The following is a 24696-nucleotide window of genomic DNA, read 5'->3' as shown; positions in this document are numbered from 1 at the left end:
TAAACGATGTCAGGCAATTTCGTATCGCTTTGATGAAATATCAATGCGTCCAGACACTGCGCCGATTGGTTGCAAAATTCTCACCATAGCCGCCGGCGCGAACATTGGGCTTGCGCTTGTGTGGCTCCTGAACGATGGCATCAATACCGTGTTCCCGGGCATATTCCAGCGCGGCCTCTTTGCTGCCGAACCGCAGTTTAACCTGTGTCTGCGTATCCGAAGACGAGGTCCAGCCCATCAGCGGATCAACCTCGCGCGATTTATCCGCCGCATACTCAAGAACCCAATGTTTGGTCTTGGCAACACCCGATTGCATGGCATTGCGGGCAGGCTTGTAAATACGCGCGGACATGGGCAGATCTCCTGATAGGCTGCAAGGGTTATCCCAAAATTGTCGGGCTACGACAAGGGATCAATTTGCTGTAATGAGACGCAGATTTTCCCGCATTTTACCGACGCAAGGCGCTGACCGGAATGGCATCGCGTTTCCGGCGTTTTTATTGGTCAGGCACCGAGCAGCAGATCACCCAGCCATAAGCGCCTGTGCTGCGGCGCGGGCCTCGTTGGTGATGGTATCACCAGACAACATGCGCGCGATCTCATCGACACGGTCGCCGTCAATCAGATGCGTAACGGTCGACAGGGTCAAATTCTTCTCAACCCGCTTTTCCACCCGCCAGTGATGGGCCGCCAGCGCCGCCACCTGCGGTGAATGGGTCACCACCAGAACCTGACCTGACGCAGCCAGTTGCGACAGCCGCCGCCCGACAGCATCGGCCGTGGCCCCGCCTACCCCACGGTCAATCTCGTCGAAAATCAGGGTAAGGCCGCTTTCGGCCCCCGTGAGGCACACTTTGAGCGCCAGCAGAAACCGGCTCAATTCCCCGCCCGAGGCAATACGATTGAGCGGCCCAGAGGGCGCACCGGGGTTGGTCGCCACGGTAAAGGTCGCCTCATCCTGTCCCGACGGCCCCGGTTGCCCGCGGGTAAGGACGGTTTCAAACACGGCGCGCTCCATTTTCAGCGGCGCCAGTTCGGCCGATACCGCCTTGTCCAGGGCCTTGGCAGCCTTGGTGCGGGCAACCGTCAGCGCATCGGCGACTTTGGCATAGTTGGCTTCGGCCTCAATCACTCGTTGGCTGAGCTGCTTGATATCCGCGTCACCCTGATCCAGCGCGTCCAGCTGTGCCCGCAGACCACCAGCAAATTCGGCCAGATCATCAGGCGCCACATCATGTTTACGCGCCAGCGCCCGGATCGCAAAAAGGCGCTCTTCCACTTCTTCCAGATCAATCGGGTTGAACGACAAAGTGTCAAGGCACCTTTCAACCCCGACCACGGCCTCGTCCAGTTCCACAAGTGCCCGGCCAAGGGCTGCGATTGGCGCGTCCAGCTGCCCCTCGGCCTTGTCAGCCACTCCTTCCAGCCAGCGCAATGCGTTGCCTGCCGCCGCTTCTGCTCCCTCTTGGCCAAGGGCGCTTAAGGCCTTGAGTATATCATCGCGGATCCGCTCGGCCCCCTGCATCAGGCGGCGGCGGCTGTCCAGTTCCGCCTCTTCGCCGGGCTGCGGGTCAAGCTGATCCAGTTCACCCACCGCATGGCGCAGAAATTCTTCTTCGGCGCGAACCACATCCAGGGCCTTTTCGGCCGCATCCAGATCTTTGCGTCGGGCAGACACTTCGCGCCAGGCCGCCCGGGTCTTGTCGCGCACCCCGTCAAGCGCGCCGTAACTGTCCAGCAAGTCGCGGTGGTGTTTTGGGTTCAGCAGCCCGCGATCATCATGTTGCCCATGCAATTCGACCAGCGTTTCCGACAGCTGGCGCAACACATCGCCCGAACAGCGGCGATCGTTGACCCAGGCGGTCTTGCGCCCGTCAACGGTATTTACGCGCCGCAGGATCAACTCATCGCCATCCGGCAAACCGGCCTCTTGTAAAACAACATGCGCCGCATGGTTGGGGGGCAGGTCAAACCACGCCTGTACCTCTCCCTGTTCTGCGCCGGCGCGCACCAGCTCGGCGCGCCCACGCCAGCCCAGAACAAACCCCAGGGAATCCAGCAAAATGGACTTACCTGCCCCAGTTTCGCCGGTCAGCACGTTCAGGCCCGGCTGAAACGTCAGTTCCAGCCGGTCGATAATAAGCATGTCACGGATATCAAGACCCCTGAGCAACTCTGCCCCCCTTATTCTTGGGTCACAGCCACTTGCCCTGAATCATCTGGCGGTACACTTGCCGCAGCCAGTTATCGCCAACCGCCTCAAGCGTCAGCCCGCGACCGGTCAGCAGCTTGTAGCTGTCCTCGTACCAGCCGGTTCCCTTGAAGTTATGGCCCAGAATGGCGCCCGCAGTGCGTGCCTCATTGGTCAGGCCAAGGGACAGATAGGCCTCGACCAGTCGGTGCAGCGCCTCGGCAGTGTGAGTCGTTGTCTGGAAATCCTCAACCACGACCCGGAAACGGTTGATCGCCGCGGTGAAATGATCCCGGCGCAGATAGTACCGGCCAATTTCCATCTCCTTGGCCGCCAGATGGTCAAACGCCAGATCGAACTTGAGAATTGCCGAACGGGCATATTCACTATCCGGATACCGCTCGATCACTTCGCGCAATGACTGCAGCGCCTGAAAGGTCAGGCCCTGATCGCGGCCAACTTCGTCGATCTGGTCATAATAGCTAAGTGCCAGCAGGTACTGCGCATAAGCGGCATCTTCATCCGTCGGATAGAAATCAATGAAACGCTGTGCCGCAGCGCGGCTGTTTTCATAATCCTTGTCCTGATGATAGGCATAGGCTTGCATGATCACAGCGCGTTTTGCCAGTTCCGAATAGGGATAAAGCCGCTCAACCTCGGCAAAAACGCTTGCGGCCAGATCGGGATCATTGCGAGCAAGGTCATATTCCGCACGCTCGAAAATCTGCTCGGCGGTGTAATTCTCGTAATTTACGTCACCGCGTTCAACGCTGTTCTTCTTGCCGCAACCGGCCAAACCAACGCCACACACCAATGCACTGACCAGTAGTGCCCGGGACTTGCCGACTGTCATGCTCGAACTCACCTTCATTGCGAATTGTCGGGGGTACCCACCGAACTTCGCCTTGGTCCTAGCACAGAATTTTCCGGTGCAAAACGCCTTTGGCGCATTTCTGCGCCCCGGTTCAGGCAACTTTGGGAATTTCACCCCAGTGCACCCCTGCCCCGGGTAGTCGCGAAGACATTTCGCTGTCACATTCGACCATTTCAAAAGCGTCAGTGCGGTCGAAAAGGGCGCGCAGCAAATCATTGGTCAGCGCATGACCCGCACGGAACCCCTGATAATGCCCCAGGATTGGGCTTCCGGCCAGGCCAAGGTCGCCAAGGGCGTCCAGCATTTTGTGGCGCACGGCCTCATCCCGGTGGCGCAGGCCACCAGGGCTCAGAATTTTTTCACCATCGACGACAACCGCATTTTCCAGCGTTCCGCCCAGGGCCAGCCCGTTGGCGCGCATGCTGTCGATATCGGCCTTGCGGCAGAACGTCCGGCTGTCCGAAAGTTCCCGCACAAAGCTGCCATTGGACATGTTCAGAGTCTTTTTCTGAACACCAATCGCCGCGTCCTCGAATTCGATGCCAAACTCAAGCAACAGCGTGTTGTGCGGCCGCAGGCGCGCCCAGGCCTCGCCGCGGTGTACCTCGACGGGCTTCAACACTTTCAGGGCCTTGACCGGGCGGTGCTGCGCCCAGACACCCTTTGACAGGATACCCTGCACAAACAGGGCCGAACTGCCATCCAGAATTGGAACTTCGGGTCCGTCAACTTCGACAATCGCGTTATGAATACCACAACCTACCAGCGCGGCCATGATATGTTCAACGGTCGCAACCGAGGTGCCATGTGCATTGACAAGACGCGTGCACAGTGGCGATTGGTCTACAAGGTCCCAACGTGCCGGCAGTTCGCAAACCGCAGGCGCCAGATCAACCCGGCGGAACACAATGCCACTGTCACAATCCGCAGGCACAACCCTAAGGCGTGCAGACGCGCCCGAGTGCAGGCCGGAGCCCTCGAAAGAGACAGGGGATTTGATCGTGGTTTGCAAGACTGCCCTCACCGTTGCACAAACACAGGGTTTGTTTTGGTTAGCGAGGTGTTTAAGCGCCCGGCCACAAATGCTCAATTCAATCTTTGCAACGACTTGAAACATGCGGCCACCTCACGGTGGCAACTTTTCGCTCAGGGCATTTTTCTTGACAATAAATACCTGTTTTAAAATGAAAAAGAGCCGCTGGCTTGCGGCTCTTTCTAACTCGATTTGCGGCAGTCTTAGTTGGCTTGACGCCTCAGGAACGCCGGAATTTCAATCTGTTCGTCTTCTTCGTCTTTCACTTCAACGGGGGCCTGGCGGGCCTGTACCGTTGGCTGTTGGCGTGTTGCTCGAGCTGTCTGCTGCTCACTCTCGGCGCTGGCGTGCCCTGTCATCCGGTTGATCAGCGAGTTGATGCCAAAGCGCGGCCGCTCGCCGGCAGGCTCGGTCTGGGGCGCGCGTGCAACCTCAGGCCGATTGTTGAAAGACTGCTGGCCAGGTGCCTTGCTGACAGCGGCCTGCAAACGGGCCAGGGCCTCGGGGGACGGGGTGCCGGGCGCCGGGGCGCGCGGAGCTACATAATCGTCAAGTCCCTCATCTTCATCAGCGTGGTCGGTCGTCGGCTGAAATTCCCGCACCTTAGGCGTATAGGCTGGCGGTGGCAGATCGTCCTTGGCGGCGGTTTCTGCTTCGAAATCTTCGTCCGACTGGCTGTCGACCTCATCAAGCTCGCGGAAAAGCGCTGGTTCAGGCTCGGCGGCGGCAACCTCTTCACGCTCTTCTTGCGCTTTTTCCTCGGCCATGGGCCGCAACGGCTGCGCCATGGAACGGCGGGGAACCGGCATATCAGATACGCTTTCCGAGGCGTCAATGCCTGTCGCCACAACACTGACCCGCATCGAGCCTTCCATGGCCGTATCCAGCGTCGAACCGACGATGATATTTGCTTCGGCGTCCACTTCTTCGCGGATGCGGTTGGCCGCTTCGTCCAGTTCGAACAAGGTCAGGTCGTGCCCGCCGGTGATGTTGATCAGAACACCCTTGGCGCCGCGCAGGCTGATTTCGTCCAGCAGCGGGTTTGCAATGGCCTTTTCGGCAGCCTGAATGGCGCGGTCTTCGCCACTGTCTTCGCCGGTCCCCATCATGGCCTTGCCCATCTCGTCCATAACGGCGCGGACATCGGCAAAATCAAGGTTAATCAGACCAGGGCGAACCATCAGGTCAGTCACACCTTTGACGCCCTGGTAAAGCACGTCATCGGCCATCGAAAACGCCTCGGTAAAGGTGGTTTTCTCGTTCGCCAGACGGAACAGATTCTGGTTGGGGATGATGATCAGCGTATCAACCATCTTTTGCAGTGCGTCCACGCCATCCTCGGCCTGACGCATCCGCTTGGCGCCTTCGAACTGGAACGGTTTGGTGACAACACCCACAGTCAGCACACCCAGCTCGCGGGCGGCCTGCGCGATGATTGGCGCGGCCCCGGTGCCGGTTCCGCCACCCATGCCGGCGGTGATGAAACACATATGCGCGCCTGCCAGATGATCCACGATCTGTTCAATGCTCTCCTCGGCGGCGGCGGCCCCCACGCTGGCACGCGCCCCGGCGCCCAGACCTTCGGTCACTTTCACGCCCAGCTGAATGCGATTGTCGGCATTGCTTTGTTGCAGCGCCTGCGCATCCGTGTTGGCGACAACAAAATCGACGCCATCCAGCTCTTTCTCGATCATGTTGTTGACGGCGTTACCACCGGCCCCACCAACACCGAAAACAGTGATGCGTGGTTTCAGGTCATCCTGACCGGGCATTGAAAGATTGAGGGTCATAATACATTCCGCCTGTGTTTTCGCCCGCATACACGGGTGTTTTTAACTTACTATCCCCGCTCATTATTAACGTCCGACGGGCCAACCGTCACGTAAAAAACACGAACAAACCACAAAATCTGGGCTGCAATTACTGATTTTAACGCGCTATGTGCCCACATCGGCAAGATGTTGCGCAAAACCAAGGGGCAAGACACTAAATCCGAAGTCAAAGAGCGACCATCCCAGACGCCAGTAGGGTCTCGGAATACACGTCAAGATTGAGGGACGGCTGCTCTGCCAATCCAACGGCCTCTGCGGGCCTTGTGGATAACTTACCATGGCAAAGGCCGGTGGTCACGCGATTCCTGAAATGATTCTCGTTTTTTCGGATCCGATTCGGAAACGGCGGTTTCCAGTTTGGCTACAATATGACCCTCGGCAAAAGTCGACCCAAAAGAGAAAATCTGATATCGGAAAGATCATAAATTTCGGGGTTCTTTTAAAGATTGGCAGCGTGGATGGGGTATCAAACCAGCGCAGCACCTTCCTGAACAAATCGAACTCCGCGTCACTGTGTCGTTTTCATTCGACGCCAGGTTGAGAGCATTTAATCAAGCTGAAAAGCATCACAGCGTAGAATTTAACTGTGACAACGGAACGGTAGCGCCCGCACCAACCGCAGCCCCCCTGCGCACGGGGCTTCCGATGCTGCTGGCCGGCCTTGCCCTGCTTGGCTGCCTGCGTCGCCGCGTTTGATCACCAGTTATCCTTGAACCACTTCACTGCACGCTTTAACGAACGCGCCGGATAGCGATCAACGGGGATTTCGAAATCCCACCATTCATCCTGCGGATTGGCGGCAAACAGGCACATCCCCACCGCGCTGGCAAAGCCTGCACCGGTCGCGGCCTGCGGCAGCCCATGCACACGTAAAGGCCGGCCCAAACGCACTTGCTGGCCCAAAATCTTGCTGGCCAGCCCGTCCAACCCAGGTATCTGGCTGCCGCCGCCGGTCAGCACGATCTGCTGGCTTGGCAGATGTTCAAACCCGGCCGCGTCCAGGCGCGCGCGCACCTCTTCCAGTATTTCCTCGACCCGCGGGCGCATGATACCGATCAGCTCGGCCCGGCTGACAGTGCGGCGGTCATGTTCGTAATCGCCGGTGTCGCCGCCTATTTCGATCATCTCACGGTCATCCATACCGGTGGCAACGACGCCGCCATAGAACGTCTTGATACGCTCGGCGGTGGCCGTTGGTACCTGCAATCCCATAGAAATGTCGCTGGTGACGTGATCACCGCCCATCCGCACGCTATCGGCAAAAATCATGTGCTTTTTCATGAAAATCGACACGCCCGCAGAACCGCCGCCAAGGTCGATACAGGCCGCGCCCAGTTCCTGCTCGTCCTCGACCAGCGATGCGATCCCCGACACATAGGCCGAACTGGCAAGCCCCGCCAGTTCCAGATCACAACGCTTGACGCAATGCGCAAGGTTCTGGATCGCAATGCCATCAACCGTCAGCATATGCATGTCGGTCGATAATTCATGGCCGATCTGTCCGCGCGGATCGATCAGCCCCGAACGGTGATCCAGCGCAAAATTCACCGGCTGGGCATGCAATACTTCGCGACCGTCGCCATAGTCGGGCACATCACAGGCCGACAGTACCCGGCTGACATCCTGTTCGCTGACAACTTCTGCCTCCAACTCGACCAGCCCCGCCAGACCATATGACCGCGGACTGGCCCCCGAGAAGCAGGCAATCACATGATCGACGCGGATATTGGCCATCTTCTGGGCCGCCTGTACGGCGGTGCGGATCGCACGTTCGGTTTCCTGCATCGCCTCGATCTCGCCAAAGCGCACACCACGTGACCGGGTTGTGGCTGCACCAATCACCCGGAACCCCACCTGCCCCGCCATGGTGCCGATACCGTCGGTCTCGCTCAGCCGATCCGTACCGTCGAACCGCAACACCAGACAGGCAATCTTGGATGTCCCCACATCCAGCACCGCCACCACGCCCCGCTGCATTGCGGCCCGGCGCATGTTACGCATCGCCCTTTGGGATTCATAAAGCTCGATCATTGGTCGTCCGTCCCTACCGTCATATTTGTCACCCGCCACCAGTCTTCGACCGCGCGCTGGTTCATTCTGAGTGTCGGGCGTGCCGCCAGCCGCATATCAACCGCCACCAGATCACGCTCCAGCATGTCCTGCACGCTGCTCAGCACGATCACCCGCTCCAGTGCGGCGACAGGGTTTTTCTCAGGCAGCAGAATCCGCTGATCCCGATCCAGAACCAGATCCCAACGCCGCGCGCCGACGCGCACCAGCCCGCGCAATTTCGCTTTAAGGGGTGCGGCGGCTTCCAGAATATTCAGCGCTTCGGCCACCGCCATGTCGGCGCCCTCACCCACAACGACCGGCAGGTCCGGATGGGCCGCGCGTTCCGCGGCCTCACCGATCACTACGCCGTCAATGTCCACAACTCCCAGCCCGTCACGTGTCCGCCACAGGGCAACCGGCTGACGTTCGGTGATCTCTGCCACCAGAACCCCGCCCTGCCGGATCCGGACCGAGGCATCCGCAACAGCAGGCAGATCTGCGATCAGACTGCGGATTTCATCCAGCTCCAGATCAAAGGAACTGGCCGGCAGATCGAAGGGAAATATCTCGCGAATGTCTTCCTCGACCGACATGCTGGCACCTTCGACAGCCAGCAGGTTGACCATGAACTCGGGCCGGGTTTCGATCTGCTGACGGATATCCGCCACGGCCAAAACCAGATTTTCCCGCCGGACCTCATCGGAAAGATAATAAAGCCCCAGCCCCAGCGAAAGGCAGAACGGCACACCGATCTTCAGCACTTTGCGGAACAGCGGTGTCAGCATCAGACGCTGATAGCGGTATGACCAGCGCGACGGCGCCGGGTCGGCCCATTGTGTCACCTGTCGCACGAGGCATCCTCCACCATCCAGCGGCACAGCTCGGGAAAAGTGATCCCGCAATGGGCCGCCTGTTCAGGCGCCAGCGACGTTGGCGTCATGCCTGGCTGGGTATTGGTTTCCAGCAGGATAAGCCCCTCCAGCCCGCGCGCCTCGTCCCAGCGGAAATCGGTGCGGGTCAGCCCGCGGCAGCCAAGGGCCCGATGCGCGCGCAGTGCATAATCAAGGCAGGCGTTAAATATCTCGGTCGGAATTTCAGCCGGGATCACATGGCGCGATCCGCCTTCTGCATATTTTGCATGATAATCATACCAGCCGTCGGTGAGGATATCCGTTACAGAAAGCGCCCGGTCCCCCAGTACTGTCGTGGTCAGTTCGCGCCCCGGCGCAAAGGTTTCCACCATCACCTGCTTTGGCATTTCGCGGGCAAGCTGCGGGGGTCCATTGGCATTCTCGCCAACGATATAAACCCCGACAGAGGACCCCTCGTTGAAAGGTTTGACCACATAGGGTGGCGGCAACACATGCGCCGCCTCAACCTCGTCCGACGAGGCAATCACACTATGAACAAATGGCAACCCGGCAGCGGCATAGGAATCCTTGGTGCGCTGCTTGTCCATCGACAGGGCCGACGCATAGACGCCACTATGCGTATAGGGGATCTGCATCCATTCCAGCAGCCCCTGAACACAGCCATCCTCACCCCAGCGGCCATGCAGGGCGTTGAAAACCACATCCGGGGAAATTTGGGACAACTGCACAGCCAGATCGCGGCCGGCATCAACCTCGACCACGTCATAACCTGCTTCCCTCAACGCGGCCACGCATTCGCGCCCTGATGACAACGACACTTCGCGCTCAGCCGAAGGGCCACCCATAATCACCGCCACTTTGTGGGTTGTTCTGCTCGAACCAACCACCTTGTGCCTCAATGTCCTGGGCCTGTATTTGGCCCATGTTGTTTATCTACCGCCTATAAGGCTTCATCCGGGGTCGTTTCGCCGACCCTCATGATTTCCCAATGTAACTCTATTCCACTGTTTTGGAAAACCCTTTTTCGCACATCTTCGCCTAAACCTTCCAGATCGGCGGCCGTGGCACCGCCGGTGTTGACCAGAAAGTTGGAGTGCATCTCGCTCATCTGCGCCCCGCCCCGCCGCGCGCCGCGCATGCCAGCGTCGTCAATCACCTTCCAGGCCTTCAGATCATGCACATCATCGGCCTTCCCGGTTGACGAAAACCCGGCCGGATTGCGAAACGTACTGCCTGCCGTGCGATCCTTGGTTGGCTGCGTCTCGTCGCGCTTTTTCAGCTGTGCCGCCATCCGTGCATGCAGCGCATCCGGATCCCCCATCGGCCCCTCAAAGGTGGCACTTGTGATCACCCAGCCATCGGGCAGGTCGGTCTGGCGGTATTGGAACCTGAGATCATCCGCGGTGAGCGTGACAATCCGGCCGTCGCGCGCCACCGCTTGCGCGCTGACAAAATGATCTGCCGTATAACTGCCATAACAGCCCGCATTCATCCGCACCGCGCCGCCAATAGCGCCGGGAATAGTGCGCAGAAAGGTCAGATCAACACCTGCATCGGCGGCCTTGCGCGCCACATGCGCATCCAGCGCCGCCGCCCCGGCGGTGACACGGTTGCCACTGACCTCAATGGCGTTGAACGCGCGCCCCAGCCGGACCACCACCGCGCGCAAGCCGCCATCGCGCACAATCAGATTGCTGCCCACACCCATGGGGAACACCGCGATATCAGGATCAAGCTGCCCCAGAAACTCCGCCAGATCCTCAAGATCCGCCGGCTGAAACAACCAGTCCGCCGGCCCGCCCACACGCAACCACGTCAGATCATTCAGCGGACGGTTGGGGGTCAGCTTCCCCCTTGTTTGCGGCAAATCATTCATGCCGCGCTTTTGCCCCGCCTTTGGCCATAGGTAAAGCCCCCCAAACGCAGGGCGCGCCGTGACAGACCGCGGGATGGTGACCCACCAGAGGTGGGCAGCACTTTATCCCAACCAAATCCGTAAACCCCCAACACGTTGCGGCGACCTATCCAAATCACCAGCCCGGGGGGGCGGTCTGGCGATGCACGGCGGCCTGCGGCCTTTATTCCGTGCCGGGTGCTTTGAGTGAACGACGGGTTCATACCAATTTGTTGCAGGTTTTCGCTCTAACCGCCAAGAGACTCAAGCACTTCACGAATGGCGCGCAGCAAACCCCAAAGACCTTTACCGCGCTTTTCCCAAATCAAAATCTTATCAGCAGACTTGCCTCCTTTATCGGCAAGTCCCGCCGCTTTTTTTGCTTTTTCACCGTACAGCCCTACCGTCGCACCGACCTTGGCCATTTGAAAGTCAATCTCGCGTTTAAGACTGCTGCGGGCATCCTCACTGGTTGTATTGTCCAATTCGCGGATCATCCGGTCAATACTGTCCAGAATGTCGTCCAGAATGGCTGCATCAGCATCGACCAGTGGCGGCAATACGCCGCCCGATCCGTCCCGAACCGCTGCGACTATGCCGCGCAGGTCTTTCAATACCTCCCACGGTGCCGCGCCCTTTTCCATCCGGACATCGCGAAGCTGGCTAAACCGGGCCAAAGTAAGCGCAAAATGATCGCGGACAAGGTCTTTTAGCTTGTCCACCGCCATATTAAAGGGTTCGGACATCGGGCCGAATTCACGCTTCGTATCCTCGCGCAACGCGATCGCTTCCAGAATACGCCCCCATTCCACCAACTTGCCAACACGCAGCGCGCCCACGGTTTCAGCATTTTCCAGTTCGTCCAATACCTTCGCCAGGTACGTACAGGTCATTCCTGCGCCCTGCATCACCATCCCTTCGGCGGCAAAGGCTTGGCTCAGATCGATCATATCTTCGCGCAAATCCAGCGCGTCTCTCAAAAACCTTTGTAACCGATCCGGTTCGGTTAATGTTTCCCAATCCGCAGGCATCGGTACTGCGCGCATAACATGTGCCATGGCATCGAATTTGAAATCATACAGCGTGGCTTTGAAAAGCTCGACCCGGCTGCCAATTCTATAGCTTGCCCAAATCTCCGCAATCTTCGGGTTCACTACGTCCGGTCCTTGCTCCCATGTCTCGGCGGGGATCAGCGCGATCTTTTTCAGCATATCCCATGTGCGCGCTTCGTCCCCCAACATCGGACGGCCATCCAGCAGGGATTGATACCAGTCGATCCAGAAGGTCCAATTCTTGCGGCCTCCAGCAACCACACCCGAACGCTGAATATATTTGCATTCATCTGCAAATGGGTTTGATTGATCGTACCAAAGTGGCCGTCTCATTGGATTTGAACCACGTTCTACATCCGTGGCGTCTTTGCGAACAACAGACCAATCACCGTGAATTTTGGTTGCAGCTATTGCAGCATGTACGAACTCTTCTAACTTGTTTGCTTCAGCAGCCAGCGCCAGCGCCTGACTTGCAGAAGCTGCGCGATACAAAGTTCGCATTTGCGGCCTATGCTCTGGCCTTTCTTGGTCAGGATATCGTGATATAGCGCTACCAATTTCTGTCGCCTCATCACCTGCGAAACTCGCATCCTTTTTCAACTCACGCGCTGCAGCTTTAAGTTTCAGTGACAGCTCAATATCACTGTTTGTTGAAACCAACAGGAACAACAGACCGCTAAGCCCAGGCAGTCTCGTTCGGTCATGCATCCCTGCCCAAGTATGATCTGAAACGCCCTGCCACCAGATTGGTAACACTCGCGCCGCAGCACGAAATGCAATCCAGGTTGCTACCTCTTGCGGCTGATCCTGCAACCAACCTCGAAAGCTTGCCTCGTCTTTGATATCCGCAATTTCAACCATTCCGGGCACCTTGCCCCGCGGGCCACGCGCTGTCCAGTCTCTGCGTCAGGTTGCGGGTTTGTCGCCGCCAAACAGCCCTTTCACCCACCGGCCCAGATAGATCACCGGCCAGCGCAGCACGCTCATGCCTGCGGCCAGCACAAACAGCCCCCACCACGGCCCGTTCTGATAGGTGACGTACCCCAGCAGGGGCACCCCGACGGCAACCAGAAAATACGCCCGGCGCCAGCCGTTGTCTTTTGACGGCAGCATGGCCAGCACATTGGCCAGCAACGCCCAGAGGCACGCCAGGATCAGGGACAGGTTCATTTCGGTATCTCCGGGGGATTGCGGATCAGCTTGCGGGTCAGCACTTTCAGCGGTTTGCGGAACATCGACACCAGAACCGCAACACCGGTCAGGGCATAGAACCAGCCGTGCTGACGCCCGATCAGCGTAATCAGCACCCCTGCCGTGATCAGCAACACCAGCCCCAGCACGTATTGCAGTCGCATCGGCAGAAAGGCCACGACTGACGCCGCCACTATCCACAGGCATCCAAGCAACAGCAGGTTCATAGCAGGCTCCCGGCGACAGAAGCCACAAAACAGCCCAGACTCAGGGTGACCCCGGCCCACGGCACATATCCCGGCACCGCAAAAGGCGACTCCGGCCGGCGCCGTTTGGCACCGATCAGGGCCGCATTGACGATGGCAAAGACGATCAGCAGTGCCAGGGTTGTCACCTCGGCCAGCACCGCCACCGGCAGGGTCAGCGCCGAGCCGGTCACCACCACCCCCACAAGCACCGAAGCCAGAACCGGCGTGCCAAAACGCGGATGCGCGTGGTAAAAAATCGCAAACCGGAGTGAGCGCCGCCCAAGACCAAACAACACCCGGCTGGCCATCACGATCTGCGCCAGCACACCGTTCAGCGCGGCGGCCACAGCAATCGCTGCCAGAAACACCGAACTTGTGCCGGTTCCTGCCTCCCAGACCAGCGCCAGCGGGCGCTCAGAGACGCCCAGAACCTCACGCGGGACGGCGCGTACCGCCGCCAGCGACACCATGGCATAAAGGATCGCGGTAATCGCGAGGGCATAGAGAATGGCACGTGGCATGTTGCGTTCGGGGTTCTGCACCTCTTCGGCCATGTTCACTACGTCGTCAAAGCCGATAAAGGCGAAAACCGCAAATATCGTGGCCGCTGCCACGCCGTTCCATTCGGGTGCCGGCATGGGCAACGCCCATGTTTCTACCGGGGTTGCGGCAAATCCGGCCCCGATCACCAGGATCAGGCCAATCACCTCGATCACCGTCAGAAGTGCGGCAAACGCCAGACTTTCCAGCACGCCGATGATGGTAACGCCTGTCAGGATCACACCCAGACCGATCACAGCCACGGCGAAAGGAATATCCACGATCGAGGTCAGATACCCCACCCCGCCCCTTAACACCGCCGCCGCGGCCACGGTGCCTGCAACCACGTTGATCATGCCGACCCCAACCGCCAGCCAATGTGCCTGCAATCCCACTTCGACATACGAACTGTCGCCTGCGGCCTCGGGAATGCGCGCAGATAGTTCTGCAAACGACAAAGCGGTCGGCACGGCCACCAGAGCGCCCAGCAAAAAAGCCACCGGCGCCCACATGCCAGCCTCACCGGCCGCAGCCCCGGTCAGCACATAAATGCCGGCCCCCACCATGATGCCGATGCCATAGGCGGTCAAAAGACCCGGCCCGATCCGGCGTTTCAGGGTGTTAGGCATCAGCTTATCCTTTCAGGCGCTCCGGCAGGTTATTGGCCCAAGCGCTGATCGTCCCGGCGCCCAGGCAGACCACCATATCACCGGCGCGCGCCTGTTCGCGCACCAGACGTTCCAGATCAGCCTCATCGCGGATGGCGCGGGCGTGGCGGTGGCCGTGGCGGATCAGCCCCGCCACCAGATCATCGCGGCTTGCGCCCTCGATCGGATCCTCACCAGCCGCATAAACCTCGGCTATGGCGACTACGTCGGCCTCATTGAAACAGGCACAAAAATCATCGAACAACGAATGCAATCGCGTATACCGGTGCGGCTGATGTACGGCGATAACGCGACCCTCGGTCGCCTGCCGTGCCGCTTTCAGAACGGCGGTGATCTCGGTCGGATGGTGGCCGTAGTCGTCGATGATGGTCACACCATTCACTTCGCCCACACGCGTGAACCGGCGATTGACGCCGCCGAATTTGGCCAGTGCTTCGCGGATTTCGCTGGTTTTCATACCCAGATGCCGGGCGACGGCGACGGCACTCAGCGCGTTTGACACGTTATGATCGCCGGGCATTGGCAGGGTGCACCCCCTGATCTCTTTTTCCTCGGCCTGCAGCAAAATATCGAAATGTGCAACGCCAGCCTTGTAGGTCAGGTTGACGGCACGAACATCGGCCTGCGCGTTGAATCCATAGGTTATCACCCGCCGGTCGGTAATCTTGCCAACCAGGGTCTGCACATCCGGGTCATCGGTGCAGCAAACAGCCAGCCCGTAGAACGGGATGTTCGATACGAAATCCAGAAAGCCCTGATGCAGTGCCTCTTCGGTGCCCCAATGCTCCATATGCTCGGGATCGATATTGGTGACGATGGCGATTGTGGCAGGCAGACGGTTAAAGGTGCCGTCCGACTCGTCCGCCTCAACCACCATCCATTCGCCCTCGCCCATACGGGCATTGCTGCCATAGGCGTGAATGATACCGCCATTGATCACCGTCGGGTCGATCCCGCCCGCGACCAGCAGTTCCGCCACCAGCGTGGTGGTGGTGGTCTTGCCATGGGTACCGGCGACGGCGATGTTGGATTTCAGCCGCATCAGCTCGGCCAGCATTTCTGCCCGGCGCACCACGGGCAAGCCTTGCAGCCGGGCCTGATCCAGTTCGGGATTGCCCGGCTTGATCGCCGATGAGATTACGACAACCTCGGCTGATTTCAGATTTTCGGCGCGCTGTCCCTCAAAGATGGTCGCGCCCCTTTCGGCCAACCGGTCGGTGATTTTGGAGCGTTTCAGATCCGATCCCTGAACCGTATAGCCATGGTTCAGCAACACCTCGGCAATCCCGGACATGCCAATGCCCCCAATCCCGACAAAATGGATCGGGCCGACATCCCCCGGAAGCTTGGTTGCTGCATTCATTGGCCATTACCCTTCTCTGCCAGTTCCTCCACCATATCCGCCAATCTCTGCGGCGCATCCGGTACGGCGCACTTATAGGCGGCCCGTGCCATCTGCAACGCGCCATGGGGATTCGTCAGAACCGTGGTTATCTGCTGTGAAAGCGCGCCGATCTCAAGCTTTGATTCGGGCACGCGGATTGCCGCGCCCGCCTCAACCAGAGCGCGCGCGTTGGCCGACTGATGATCGCCCGTTGCTGCGGCATAAGGGATCAGGATCGACGGGCGGCCAATCACGCTGATATCAGCCACGCTGCTGGCCCCGGCCCGGCTGATGATCAACTGCGCCTCGGACATGCGCGCCGGCACATCGCGGAAAAAGGGCTGCACATCGGCATCAATGCCGTGTTCGGCATAAAATTTGGCAACCCGTTCGCCATCTTCGTCGCGGGCCTGATGGCTGACACGAATATTGCGCAATATATCCGTGGACAGCGCCGCAATCGCAGGCGGCACGACATCCGACAGGATGCGTGCCCCCTGAGAGCCGCCGATCACCAGAATCGACATCGGATAGTCGCCCGGAGCAATATACGGAGCCTGCTCGCGCTCCAGCACGGCGGCACGCACCGGGTTGCCCACATGTACTCCCTCAACCCCTTCTGGCAGTGCCGTGGGCCATGTGCCGCATGCCACGCGATCCACACGGGTTGAAAACACCTTGTTCACCCGGCCCAGAATGCCGTTTTGCTCATGCACCATGCGCGGCTTGCGCAAAATCCAAGCCGCCGCCAGTGCCGGAATCGTCGGATAGCCGCCAAACCCCACCACCACCGCAGGCTTTTCCGCCCGCATCCGGAACGTCGCCCCAATAATTCCACCGGCAATGCGAAACGGCACCACCAACTTGGCCAGCACACCGCCCCTTGCAAATGTGGCGCTTGAAATCTCTTCGATTGCCACCGTGTGCGGGAAGCCACTGGTATAGCGCGCACCCCGCGCATCCGTGCTCAGCTTTACCCGCCAGCCGCGGCGTAACATTACCTCGGCCAGCGCCTGTGCCGGAAACATGTGCCCGCCGGTGCCGCCTGCGGCGATCACCAGCAACGGCGCCTGGGCCGTCATCTGACCCGTCCCCGCAGGATGTCGCCAATCTCGCCCTGCGGCCGGGTCCGGGTAAAGGCCAACAGCATCCCCACCGCAATCCCCCCCGCAATCAGCGAAGACCCGCCATAACTGACAAATGGCAAGGTCATGCCCTTGGCCGGCAACAATCGTACGGCCACGCCCATGTTGATCATCGCCTGCACCCCGAAAATGCCCACAAGCCCGGTACCCGCCAAACGAATGAACGGATCACGCTCGCGCATCAACCGCAGCAGCGACCGCATCACAATCGCGGTGTAAAGCGCGATAATGCACAGCACCAGCACCAGCCCATATTCCTCGGCGGCCACAGCAATGATGAAATCGGTATGGGCATCCGGCAAAGACCATTTCACCTGCCCTTCGCCGACACCCACACCGAAAAAGCCGCCCTCGCGGATCGCGTTCGCCGCAAAACCAAGCTGGGTATTTGGGTCAACATCAGGTGACAGAAACCCGTCGATCCGGCGTGCGAAATGCTCGGAATTGGAATAGGCAAAGGTGCCCACGGCCACCACTGAAACTGCCATGCCCAGCAACAGCAAAATCGGCGCGCCAGCCACGAAATACATCAGCCCCCAGCCGAACAGCACCAGACAGGCCTGTCCGAAATCAGGCTGCATCGCCAGAAACGCGACAATTATAATGGCCAGCAGGAACGACCAGCTTAGCCCCGGGGGGCCGTTGATATCCTGACTGGCCGCCATCAGCCAGGCCGCAACGACGATAAATCCGGGCTTGAGAAATTCAGAGGGTTGCAGCGACGCGAAACCAAGGCTGTACCAGCGAACGGCCCCCTTACCAAAATCGGTCCCGAAAACCGGCAGCAGGATCAGCGCCACAAAGGCCGCCAAAAACCCCACAATCGCCAGCCTGCGCACCAGTGCCGGGCTCATCATCGAGGTCAGCATCATCGCCGCCAGCGCCAGCCCGCCGAAAAACGCTTGCCGATGTACATAGTGGAATGGTTGAAATCCGTTTTTCTCGGCCAGCGGCGGCGACGCGGCCAACCCCAGCAAAATGCCGATCCCGAAAAGGATCAGCACACAGGACACCGACCACTTGTCGATCGTCCGCCACCACTTGGGAAGAACGGGCTCACCATCCCGAACCGGGACCGCCCCATAGACCATTTCTGTCATGACTACCGCCGACTACTGCCTCGAAAATCGCCCCTTTTCGGGATCTGTTGACGCAGTTTAGCGCGATTTAGGTCATATTGCTAGCGTAAACCCCTTGCCAACCGGCAGAGATTCGCATCTCTGCGCGGCATGGAACACACGGTCGAAACCCTTATCCTTGGCGCCGGTGCCGCGGGCATGATGTGTGCCGCCCACGCAGGCCGGGACACTCTGATCATCGACCACGCCAAAGCGCCGGGTGAAAAGATCCGCATCTCGGGCGGCGGGCGCTGCAATTTCACCAATCTTCATGCAGGACCCGGTAATTTCATCTCAGCCAATCCGCATTTCTGCAAATCCGCCCTCAGCCGCTATACCCAATGGGATTTCATTGATCTGATGGCGCGCCACCGCATCGCCTGGCATGAAAAAACCCTTGGGCAGCTTTTTTGCGATGACAAGGCCACGCAGGTCATCACGATGCTTCTGGCCGAGATGGATCAGGCCGGGGCAAAGCTTTGGCTGCAAACCTCGCTTGTCGGCATCAGCCATGACGGCAGCCGGTTTTCCGCCATGCTGGAGCGTGAGGGGAAGCTGCGCACCGTCTCCGCACGAAACCTTGTTGTCGCAACGGGGGGCAAATCCATTCCCGCCATGGGCGCCACCGGGCAGGCCTATGATATCGCCCGTCAGTTCGGCCATGAGGTGACTGAAACACGCCCCGCTCTCGTGCCCCTGACATTCTCGGACAATCCCTTTGCCCCGCTCTCGGGCAGCAGCCTGCCCGCCCGCGTGACAACCAATGGCACCTCGTTTGACGAAGCGGTTCTATTCACCCACCGCGGCCTCTCGGGCCCTGCAATCCTGCAAATTTCGTCCTACTGGCGCGAAGGGCAAGCAATCACCCTTGACCTGTCGCCAGCGACAGACCTCTTCACCCTGCTGCGTGATCAGCGCCAGCGCGAAGGGCGGCGCAACCTGACAACCGAGCTTTCTTACCACCTGCCCGGAAAACTTGTTGATTTCCTTACCCCGCAACTGGGTCTCTCGGGCAACCTCGCAGATCAGTCCGACGCGCGTCTGGCGCAGATTGTGGACAGCCTCACCAACTGGTCCCTCAAACCCACCGGGTCCGAAGGCTACCGCACCGCCGAGGTCACCCTTGGCGGCATAGATACCGACGGCCTGTCGTCCAGATCCATGATGTCCAAAACCCTCCCCGGCCTCTATTTCATCGGCGAGGCCGTGGACGTCACCGGCTGGCTGGGCGGTTTCAATTTCCAATGGGCCTGGTCGTCGGGCTGGGCCGCGGGTCAGGCGATCCGAAACATTTGAATCCGCAAGGGCAGGCCCGACATCGGACCAGACCCCGGTTAAATCGTTCCGCAATAAACTTGAGCCAAAAATTTTTAAAAATTAGTTCAATATCAGAAGGTTACCTTCATTTCGTGACCAACTCATGATTCATGGTTTATCCCGAAACGCTTTAATCTATCACAACGCGTCAAAACTGACCTAAGCGCCCCCAAAGCATTTCTTTGGCGACGCCAGATCACTTTGACCTCGGCCAGATCCACAATCCGCAGCCCGCGCAGCAGATTGGGATAGGTCTTGTCCTCGTTCGCCGCCCTACTCGTGTTGGGCGTCTGGTAAATCGGCACCAATCGTCTGGCTTAAACCGTAGGCTTCGCATATCCGTTATCGCGTCCGAAAGCGCCGGATGACCGCAACGAGCCCTTTTGAGACGAATGGTTATTGTCTGCCCGTGGCAAATTTCACTCCCGTCAGCGCTTTCGATCACGTCTCGCGGCGTAGCGTCGGTCCAGGTCCAAGAAGCGGTTCACAACAAGTCAATGACCGGATTGTTTCACATCAGAGAATGTTTGAGGATCGAATGTCCTTGGCAACGAAGTCTACAAGAGCCCGGACTTTACGAGGCAAGGTACGCCCTTCGAGATATACGGCGCCGAGTTCACCGGCTTCTCCGGAATAGTCCTCAAGCAAAGGCAGCAACCTGCCTTCTTCAAGATCGGAGCCAAGCGCAAACCGGGGCGTATAGGCAATACCCAGGCCCTGAACGGCAAGTTCGATCGCAGCGCGGGCAGAGTTCACCTCGAACCGGCTCGATACGGCCACCGCAGTCTTGGCATCGTTGTCTTTGAAAACCCAGCGGCGTGCATTCCGGCGATTGGTGTCGACGATGCATGCGTGCTGCGCCAGCTCGGCCGGAATTTCCGGAACGCCATTACGCGCGATATAATCCGGGCTGGCGACTACGATACTACGAAAGGAACCGAGCCGACGCACCTTTAGCGATGCCAGGTCAAAGCTTCCAATGCGGAACGCAAGATCGATCCCCTCGGCGGCCAGATCGACATAACGGTCGTTCAGCCTGAGGTCGATCGAAAGATCAGGATGGGTCTCGGCGAACCGACCAAGCATGCGCGCTACGTAGATCTCACCGAATGTAACGGGTGCCGAGACACGCAAGACGCCGGTCAGCCCTCGCGATCCTTCGGAAACCTCGGCCAAGAGATCGTCGAGATCATCTATCAGAAGCGGTGCGCGGGACAACAGGTCCTCGCCCGCGGCCGTCAGCCCCACCTTTCGGGTGGTCCGTTGAAACAGTCGGACGCCAAGACGCGCTTCAAGTTCCGCCACGTATTTCGACGTCAACCTGTTCGACGTACCAAGTTGTTCGGCGGCGCTTGTGAACGAGCCTGTCCGGGCCGTGGCGACGAATGCGCGGATTTGGTCAATAAGATCCATAACCCTATTATGAACATTTTGTGGATAGTTATTCAATACCTTCGCCATTTAAAGTGGCTCGTCCGGAGCGTACATATGGGTGACACAAGCAGGCCGCATTGACGGCGACTTCCAGATAGGGTTTCGATATGACCACATATACCAACTCTGACTACGCCGCTTTTGCGCTTCGCGTTTCCAGCGGCACTCTCTTTCTTGCCCATGGTTGGCTCAAGTTGAGCGTTTTCACCATCGCCGGCACTGTCGGCTATTTTGAAAGCCTCGGACTGCCGGGCTTCCTGGCTTACCTTACGATCCTGGCTGAAATCGCCGGGGGTGCAGCTCTCATTCTGGGCGTGGCAACTCGTCTTGTCTCGCTCGCCCTGATCCCGGTGCTTCTTGGCGCCACCTGGGCTCACTCAGGCAATGGCTGGCTGTTTTCAGGCGAAGGTGGCGGATGGGAATTCCCGCTCTTCTGGGCCGTTGTTCAGGGGGCGATTGCCACACTTGGCAGCGGCGCTTTTGCACTTCGGGTGCCCGGACTTCAGAAAGCCCTGGGCCAGTTCGCCTAACACTTGCCAGAGCCCGGGCCGCGCTAAAGCGGCCCGGCACATTCCAAGGAGCCCAGCATGGATACGCGCAGTCTTCAGTATTTGAAGGACAGCTTCGCTGCCTCAGACCGGATGCCCCTCGTCTTCCTTGGGCACGGCAGCCCGATGAACGTCATAGAGGACACCCCGTTTGGCAGGGCCTGGACGATCCTCGGGCAAAACCTGCCGCGACCGAAAGCAATCCTCGTCGTCTCGGCGCACTGGGTAACCAGGGAAACCACCCTGGTCGATGTCTCAGCGATGCCGCGTACAATCCATGATTTTTATGGATTCCCAGAGGCACTTTACACCCAGCAGTACCCGGCCCACGGAGACCCTGGACTGGCCCGGGAGGTCGTCACGCTTCTTGCGAGTCATCGTTCGCAGGAAGATGACACCTGGGGGCTCGATCATGGCGCCTGGGCGGTTCTCAAGTTCCTCTATCCCAAGGCTGACGTGCCCGTCTTTCAGGTCTCCATCGACATGGCGCGCGGTCTCAGTCATCAACTCGAAATTGGTCGGACGCTATCTGAACTAAGGGACCGGGGCTTTCTTATCCTTGGTTCCGGCAATGTGGTTCACAATCTTCGCACCATGCGGCACGATGCGAAGCCTCTCGATTTCGCCCTGGAATTTGACGCACTCTTCTCAGACCGGCTCGCGGATCGAGATTTTGCAGCGCTGACGGACGAAGAGACTCTCGGAACTCTCTTGCCCCAGGCTCACCCGACCGTCGATCACTACATGCCCGCGCTGACCATCGCCGGGGCTTCGGACGCACGGGACGAATTGACCTTCATGACAGATGCCATTGATCTTGGCTCGATCTCAATGCGGTCGTTCGTATTCAACAGAGCGTAAAACGCCGCTCGGCCAGCAAATTTTCCAAAGGTTCGTGCCCCGGCAGCTATATCTGGCTATGCAATTTTCTTATTACCATGGCCACGCACTAAGCCAATTGATTACGTCTGCTCGAGGCAGTCGATTGGTGTGAAGCAGGACTTTAGACACCCACGCCGCGAACGGCAGCTTCGTCCGCTCAGCAGTCATTGATGGTGGGCGCCACGAACGGCTGGTCCGAGGCCATAGCATTTCCGCAAAACGCTGCATTTGGCGCTGTCATTCGTTGCTGTTAGTATAGTTGGACACACGGCGACGAGAGGGAGAAGCCCATGCCAGCCTATGTGATCGGCCAACTCGACATACATGACCCTGATGCATACCAAGCCTATCTCAATGGTTTCATGCCAAGCTTTCAGCGGCACGGCGGGGAGCTTTTGGCAACGTCGCGCGCTGAAACGCAAATCCTTGAAGGCTCATGGGCGATGCCCCGGACAGTCATCATGCGTTTCCCTTCTTTAGAAAATGCCAGGGCATGGCACGACGATCCAGACTATGTGGAGTTAGCAAAAATCCGCCATCAAACCGCTTCTACAAATCTGGTCGTTATTGATGGGATCGCCTGATCGACGGTATTGGATGGGCCCGTTTGTCCGCAATGCAGTCATAGCCGCGGTCGAGTTGCTGCGGATTACATCAAAGTCCGCTTTTTCTGCTGCGTTGCGGTATGGATTTCCCATCGCACGCCGAGACAGAGACGCCTCAGGCGCAAACGGTAGATTCTGGTTGAGTCCAGATTGGGTTTATTGCCACCTACGTCACGCATGAGGTGGATTACCGGCTGGTTAGAAAATCGTGCAACTGCCTAACTTCAATACATTATAGGATTTTTTCGGAAAATTGGTGCGGTCGAGAAGACTCGAACTTCCACGGGTGTTACCCCACAGCGACCTCAACGCTGCGCGTCTACCATTCCGCCACGACCGCACATGATCAGGCAGGTGCGCGCCGTATAGCAACGCACCTGACGGATGTGAAGCAGAATTTCTGCCTTTTATGTAACGTTCCAACTTAACCCGATCACCTATTGGGCAATGTTGAAACTGGGCAACGTCGATGCGGGCTGAACCGTACCTTCTGACGATCCACCAGCCTGATCTCCCTGAATGCCATTCAGTTGATAAGCAGCTTTCTGAATCAGCGCATTGCGTCCCGGATTGCCGGGGGCAAATACCGGCTCGGCACCACGGTCAATCGCGTCAAATCCGGTCTGGTACCAGGCCAGCGCCAGATCAGGGCGTTTGGCGGTTCCGAATCCTTCGCTCAGATGATGGCCCATCAACTCGCCATAAACTCCCTCCCCCAGTGCCGTCAGCAACAGGGCCGATCCCAGTGCCACATCCATGTTGTCGGTGCGATATCCGACCGACAGGCAAATCCGGGCGGTTCCGGCCAGTTGCGCCGGGGGCATGCCCTCATCCAGAATGAAACCACGTACATCCTGCATGACATCCGCCTGATTTTTCAGCGACAGCGCCGCCACCTGATCACGCATCGCCGGGCCAAAGGCGCGGCACTGCTCTTCCAGCTGGGAATTGGTCACGCCCTGCAGGCTGCCGGCCAGTTTTTCGCCTGATGCAATGGCATAGGTCCGCGCCAGACAGAACTGTTCATTCAGGGCAAACCGCGGGTCTGAAATTGAGGCCTCGGTAACAAAACCGCCATTGCTGTTGGTCAGCAGGCTGACCTGATTGCAATGCGATGCCAGTGACCGGCCGTTGTCCTGAGACCCCATAAGGTTGGGCAACAGCGACGTCTGATTTTGTTCCGGCGAAGCTTCTGTCGGGGCGGCGGTGGCCTGGGTCACGCCTGTACCCGTCGTGGCCGAATAATTCGGGTTGCCCGCCGCCTCGTCACGGTAAGCATGCAGCAGGCCCCGGGTGCCCTGCCCGCGTTGTGCAATCAGCTGTGTGGTCGCCATCCCGCCGGATTGGGCCCGGTAATAGGACCCGACAAGAAACTGACGCTCATAGTCATTCAGATAGCCCGAAACCGGATACCCCATATGGGCCTGATACTGCGCCACGGCGTTGCGAGTATTGCGCCCGGTCACCCCATCCGGGGTTCCGGCAGGGAAGCCAAAGTAATTCAGCGCCACCTGCGTCTCACGGACCTCGGCCCGCCTTGCAGAGCTGGCCGGCGCGTTTTGATAAATCGTGCGCGTACGCGTGGTTGTTGTTGTCGCCCGCTTGCGCTCGCGTGCCTTGGCACTTTCGTTCACGATGATCCCGCTCACCGCGCCTCCGACGAGACCGCCGACAATGCCGTCACCGATATCTGCCACAGATCTTGTGCCGGGCAGTAACACTAGGCTTGCAGCCACGGCGCTCATGACAAATCGCTTTGAAAACATCCTATTTCTCCCTTATGCAGCTGCTGAATAATATGGGGGCATTGTACCAT

General features: G+C 58.9%; 22 protein-coding genes and 1 tRNA gene. 4 read left to right on the top strand and 19 right to left on the bottom strand.

Annotation, left to right across the window (positions count from 1 at the left end; translation table 11 throughout):
• Positions 1-40: 40 nt before the first annotated feature.
• From PEL8287_RS08080 to ftsW, 16 genes are all read right to left on the bottom strand, one after another.
• Complete coding sequence (locus PEL8287_RS08080; RefSeq protein WP_085891853.1) at positions 41-352, bottom strand: ETC complex I subunit; 312 nt, start codon at positions 350-352, stop codon at positions 41-43.
• A 171-nt stretch (positions 353-523) separates the two neighbouring features.
• Positions 524-2173 (bottom strand): DNA repair protein RecN, encoded by a 1650-nt coding sequence (recN, locus tag PEL8287_RS08075; RefSeq protein ID WP_085891852.1) that lies wholly within the window; start codon positions 2171-2173, stop codon positions 524-526.
• 22 nt (positions 2174-2195) lie between these two features.
• Positions 2196-3044: an outer membrane protein assembly factor BamD gene (locus tag PEL8287_RS08070; RefSeq protein WP_085891851.1), complete on the bottom strand. Its 849-nt coding sequence runs from the start codon at positions 3042-3044 to the stop codon at positions 2196-2198.
• Positions 3045-3156: 112 nt separating this feature from the next.
• The gene (lpxC, locus tag PEL8287_RS08065; RefSeq protein WP_085891850.1) at positions 3157-4077 is read right to left on the bottom strand and encodes a UDP-3-O-acyl-N-acetylglucosamine deacetylase; all 921 of its coding nucleotides are present in this window, start codon (positions 4075-4077) and stop codon (positions 3157-3159) included.
• Positions 4078-4301: 224 nt separating this feature from the next.
• Positions 4302-5888, bottom strand: a complete 1587-nt coding sequence (ftsZ, locus tag PEL8287_RS08060; protein ID WP_085891849.1) for a cell division protein FtsZ — start codon at positions 5886-5888, stop codon at positions 4302-4304.
• A gap of 738 nt (positions 5889-6626) precedes the next feature.
• Entirely contained in the window at positions 6627-7961 is a 1335-nt protein-coding gene (ftsA, locus tag PEL8287_RS08050; protein WP_085891847.1) for a cell division protein FtsA, read from the bottom strand.
• A complete protein-coding gene (locus tag PEL8287_RS08045) occupies positions 7958-8833 on the bottom strand; it encodes a cell division protein FtsQ/DivIB (protein WP_235862244.1) in 876 nt (291 codons plus the stop codon). Before PEL8287_RS08045 ends, ftsA begins: the two co-directional genes overlap by 4 nt.
• Positions 8821-9699, bottom strand: a complete 879-nt coding sequence (locus PEL8287_RS08040) for a D-alanine--D-alanine ligase (protein WP_235862243.1) — start codon at positions 9697-9699, stop codon at positions 8821-8823. Before PEL8287_RS08040 ends, PEL8287_RS08045 begins: the two co-directional genes overlap by 13 nt.
• 95 nt (positions 9700-9794) lie before the next feature.
• The gene (murB, locus tag PEL8287_RS08035) at positions 9795-10730 is read right to left on the bottom strand and encodes a UDP-N-acetylmuramate dehydrogenase (protein ID WP_085891845.1); all 936 of its coding nucleotides are present in this window, start codon (positions 10728-10730) and stop codon (positions 9795-9797) included.
• A 266-nt stretch (positions 10731-10996) separates the two neighbouring features.
• Positions 10997-12469, bottom strand: a complete 1473-nt coding sequence (locus PEL8287_RS08025; protein ID WP_139837733.1) for a hypothetical protein — start codon at positions 12467-12469, stop codon at positions 10997-10999.
• Positions 12470-12706: 237 nt separating this feature from the next.
• The gene (locus tag PEL8287_RS08020; RefSeq protein WP_085891842.1) at positions 12707-12970 is read right to left on the bottom strand and encodes a DUF2484 family protein; all 264 of its coding nucleotides are present in this window, start codon (positions 12968-12970) and stop codon (positions 12707-12709) included.
• A complete protein-coding gene (locus PEL8287_RS08015; RefSeq protein WP_085891841.1) occupies positions 12967-13218 on the bottom strand; it encodes a DUF2484 family protein in 252 nt (83 codons plus the stop codon). Before PEL8287_RS08015 ends, PEL8287_RS08020 begins: the two co-directional genes overlap by 4 nt.
• Positions 13215-14408: an APC family permease gene (locus tag PEL8287_RS08010; RefSeq protein ID WP_085891840.1), complete on the bottom strand. Its 1194-nt coding sequence runs from the start codon at positions 14406-14408 to the stop codon at positions 13215-13217. Before PEL8287_RS08010 ends, PEL8287_RS08015 begins: the two co-directional genes overlap by 4 nt.
• Positions 14409-14412: 4 nt before the next feature.
• Positions 14413-15810: a UDP-N-acetylmuramate--L-alanine ligase gene (gene murC / locus PEL8287_RS08005; protein WP_085891839.1), complete on the bottom strand. Its 1398-nt coding sequence runs from the start codon at positions 15808-15810 to the stop codon at positions 14413-14415.
• Positions 15807-16913 carry a UDP-N-acetylglucosamine--N-acetylmuramyl-(pentapeptide) pyrophosphoryl-undecaprenol N-acetylglucosamine transferase gene (locus PEL8287_RS08000; RefSeq protein ID WP_085891838.1) on the bottom strand — a complete coding sequence of 369 codons (1107 nt, stop codon included), beginning with the start codon at positions 16911-16913 and terminating at the stop codon, positions 15807-15809. The genes murC and PEL8287_RS08000 overlap by 4 nt, the downstream gene beginning before the upstream one ends.
• Positions 16910-18076 (bottom strand): putative lipid II flippase FtsW, encoded by a 1167-nt coding sequence (gene ftsW / locus PEL8287_RS07995; protein WP_085891837.1) that lies wholly within the window; start codon positions 18074-18076, stop codon positions 16910-16912. The genes PEL8287_RS08000 and ftsW overlap by 4 nt, the downstream gene beginning before the upstream one ends.
• A gap of 129 nt (positions 18077-18205) precedes the next feature.
• Between ftsW and PEL8287_RS07990 the strand changes: the two genes are divergently transcribed.
• Complete coding sequence (locus tag PEL8287_RS07990) at positions 18206-19390, top strand: BaiN/RdsA family NAD(P)/FAD-dependent oxidoreductase (RefSeq protein ID WP_085891836.1); 1185 nt, start codon at positions 18206-18208, stop codon at positions 19388-19390.
• A 537-nt stretch (positions 19391-19927) separates the two neighbouring features.
• Here the strand turns inward: PEL8287_RS07990 and PEL8287_RS07985 are convergent.
• Positions 19928-20824 carry a LysR family transcriptional regulator gene (locus tag PEL8287_RS07985; protein WP_085891835.1) on the bottom strand — a complete coding sequence of 299 codons (897 nt, stop codon included), beginning with the start codon at positions 20822-20824 and terminating at the stop codon, positions 19928-19930.
• Positions 20825-20952: 128 nt separating this feature from the next.
• Between PEL8287_RS07985 and PEL8287_RS07980 the strand changes: the two genes are divergently transcribed.
• The 3 genes from PEL8287_RS07980 to PEL8287_RS07970 all read left to right on the top strand — a co-directional run bounded on the left by PEL8287_RS07980 (position 20953) and on the right by PEL8287_RS07970 (position 22859).
• Positions 20953-21375 carry a DoxX family protein gene (locus PEL8287_RS07980; RefSeq protein ID WP_085891834.1) on the top strand — a complete coding sequence of 141 codons (423 nt, stop codon included), beginning with the start codon at positions 20953-20955 and terminating at the stop codon, positions 21373-21375.
• A gap of 57 nt (positions 21376-21432) precedes the next feature.
• Entirely contained in the window at positions 21433-22254 is an 822-nt protein-coding gene (ygiD, locus tag PEL8287_RS07975) for a 4,5-DOPA-extradiol-dioxygenase (protein WP_085891833.1), read from the top strand.
• Positions 22255-22565: 311 nt separating this feature from the next.
• The gene (locus PEL8287_RS07970; protein WP_085891832.1) at positions 22566-22859 is read left to right on the top strand and encodes a DUF1330 domain-containing protein; all 294 of its coding nucleotides are present in this window, start codon (positions 22566-22568) and stop codon (positions 22857-22859) included.
• A gap of 275 nt (positions 22860-23134) precedes the next feature.
• On the opposite strand, the gene PEL8287_RS07965 is transcribed toward PEL8287_RS07970, so the two are convergent.
• Positions 23135-23220 (bottom strand) — tRNA-Leu (locus tag PEL8287_RS07965).
• A 97-nt stretch (positions 23221-23317) separates the two neighbouring features.
• Positions 23318-24646, bottom strand: coding sequence for a peptidoglycan-binding domain-containing protein (locus PEL8287_RS07960; protein WP_085891831.1), 1329 nt, complete (start codon positions 24644-24646; stop codon positions 23318-23320).
• Between the last annotated feature and the right edge of the window lie 50 nt (positions 24647-24696).

Origin of the sequence: Roseovarius litorisediminis, assembly GCF_900172295.1 — a bacterium.
GTDB classification, from domain to species: Bacteria; Pseudomonadota; Alphaproteobacteria; order Rhodobacterales; family Rhodobacteraceae; genus Roseovarius; species Roseovarius litorisediminis.
Note: the sequence above shows the minus strand (reverse complement) of the source record. Positions and strands in the feature narration are given on the sequence as shown.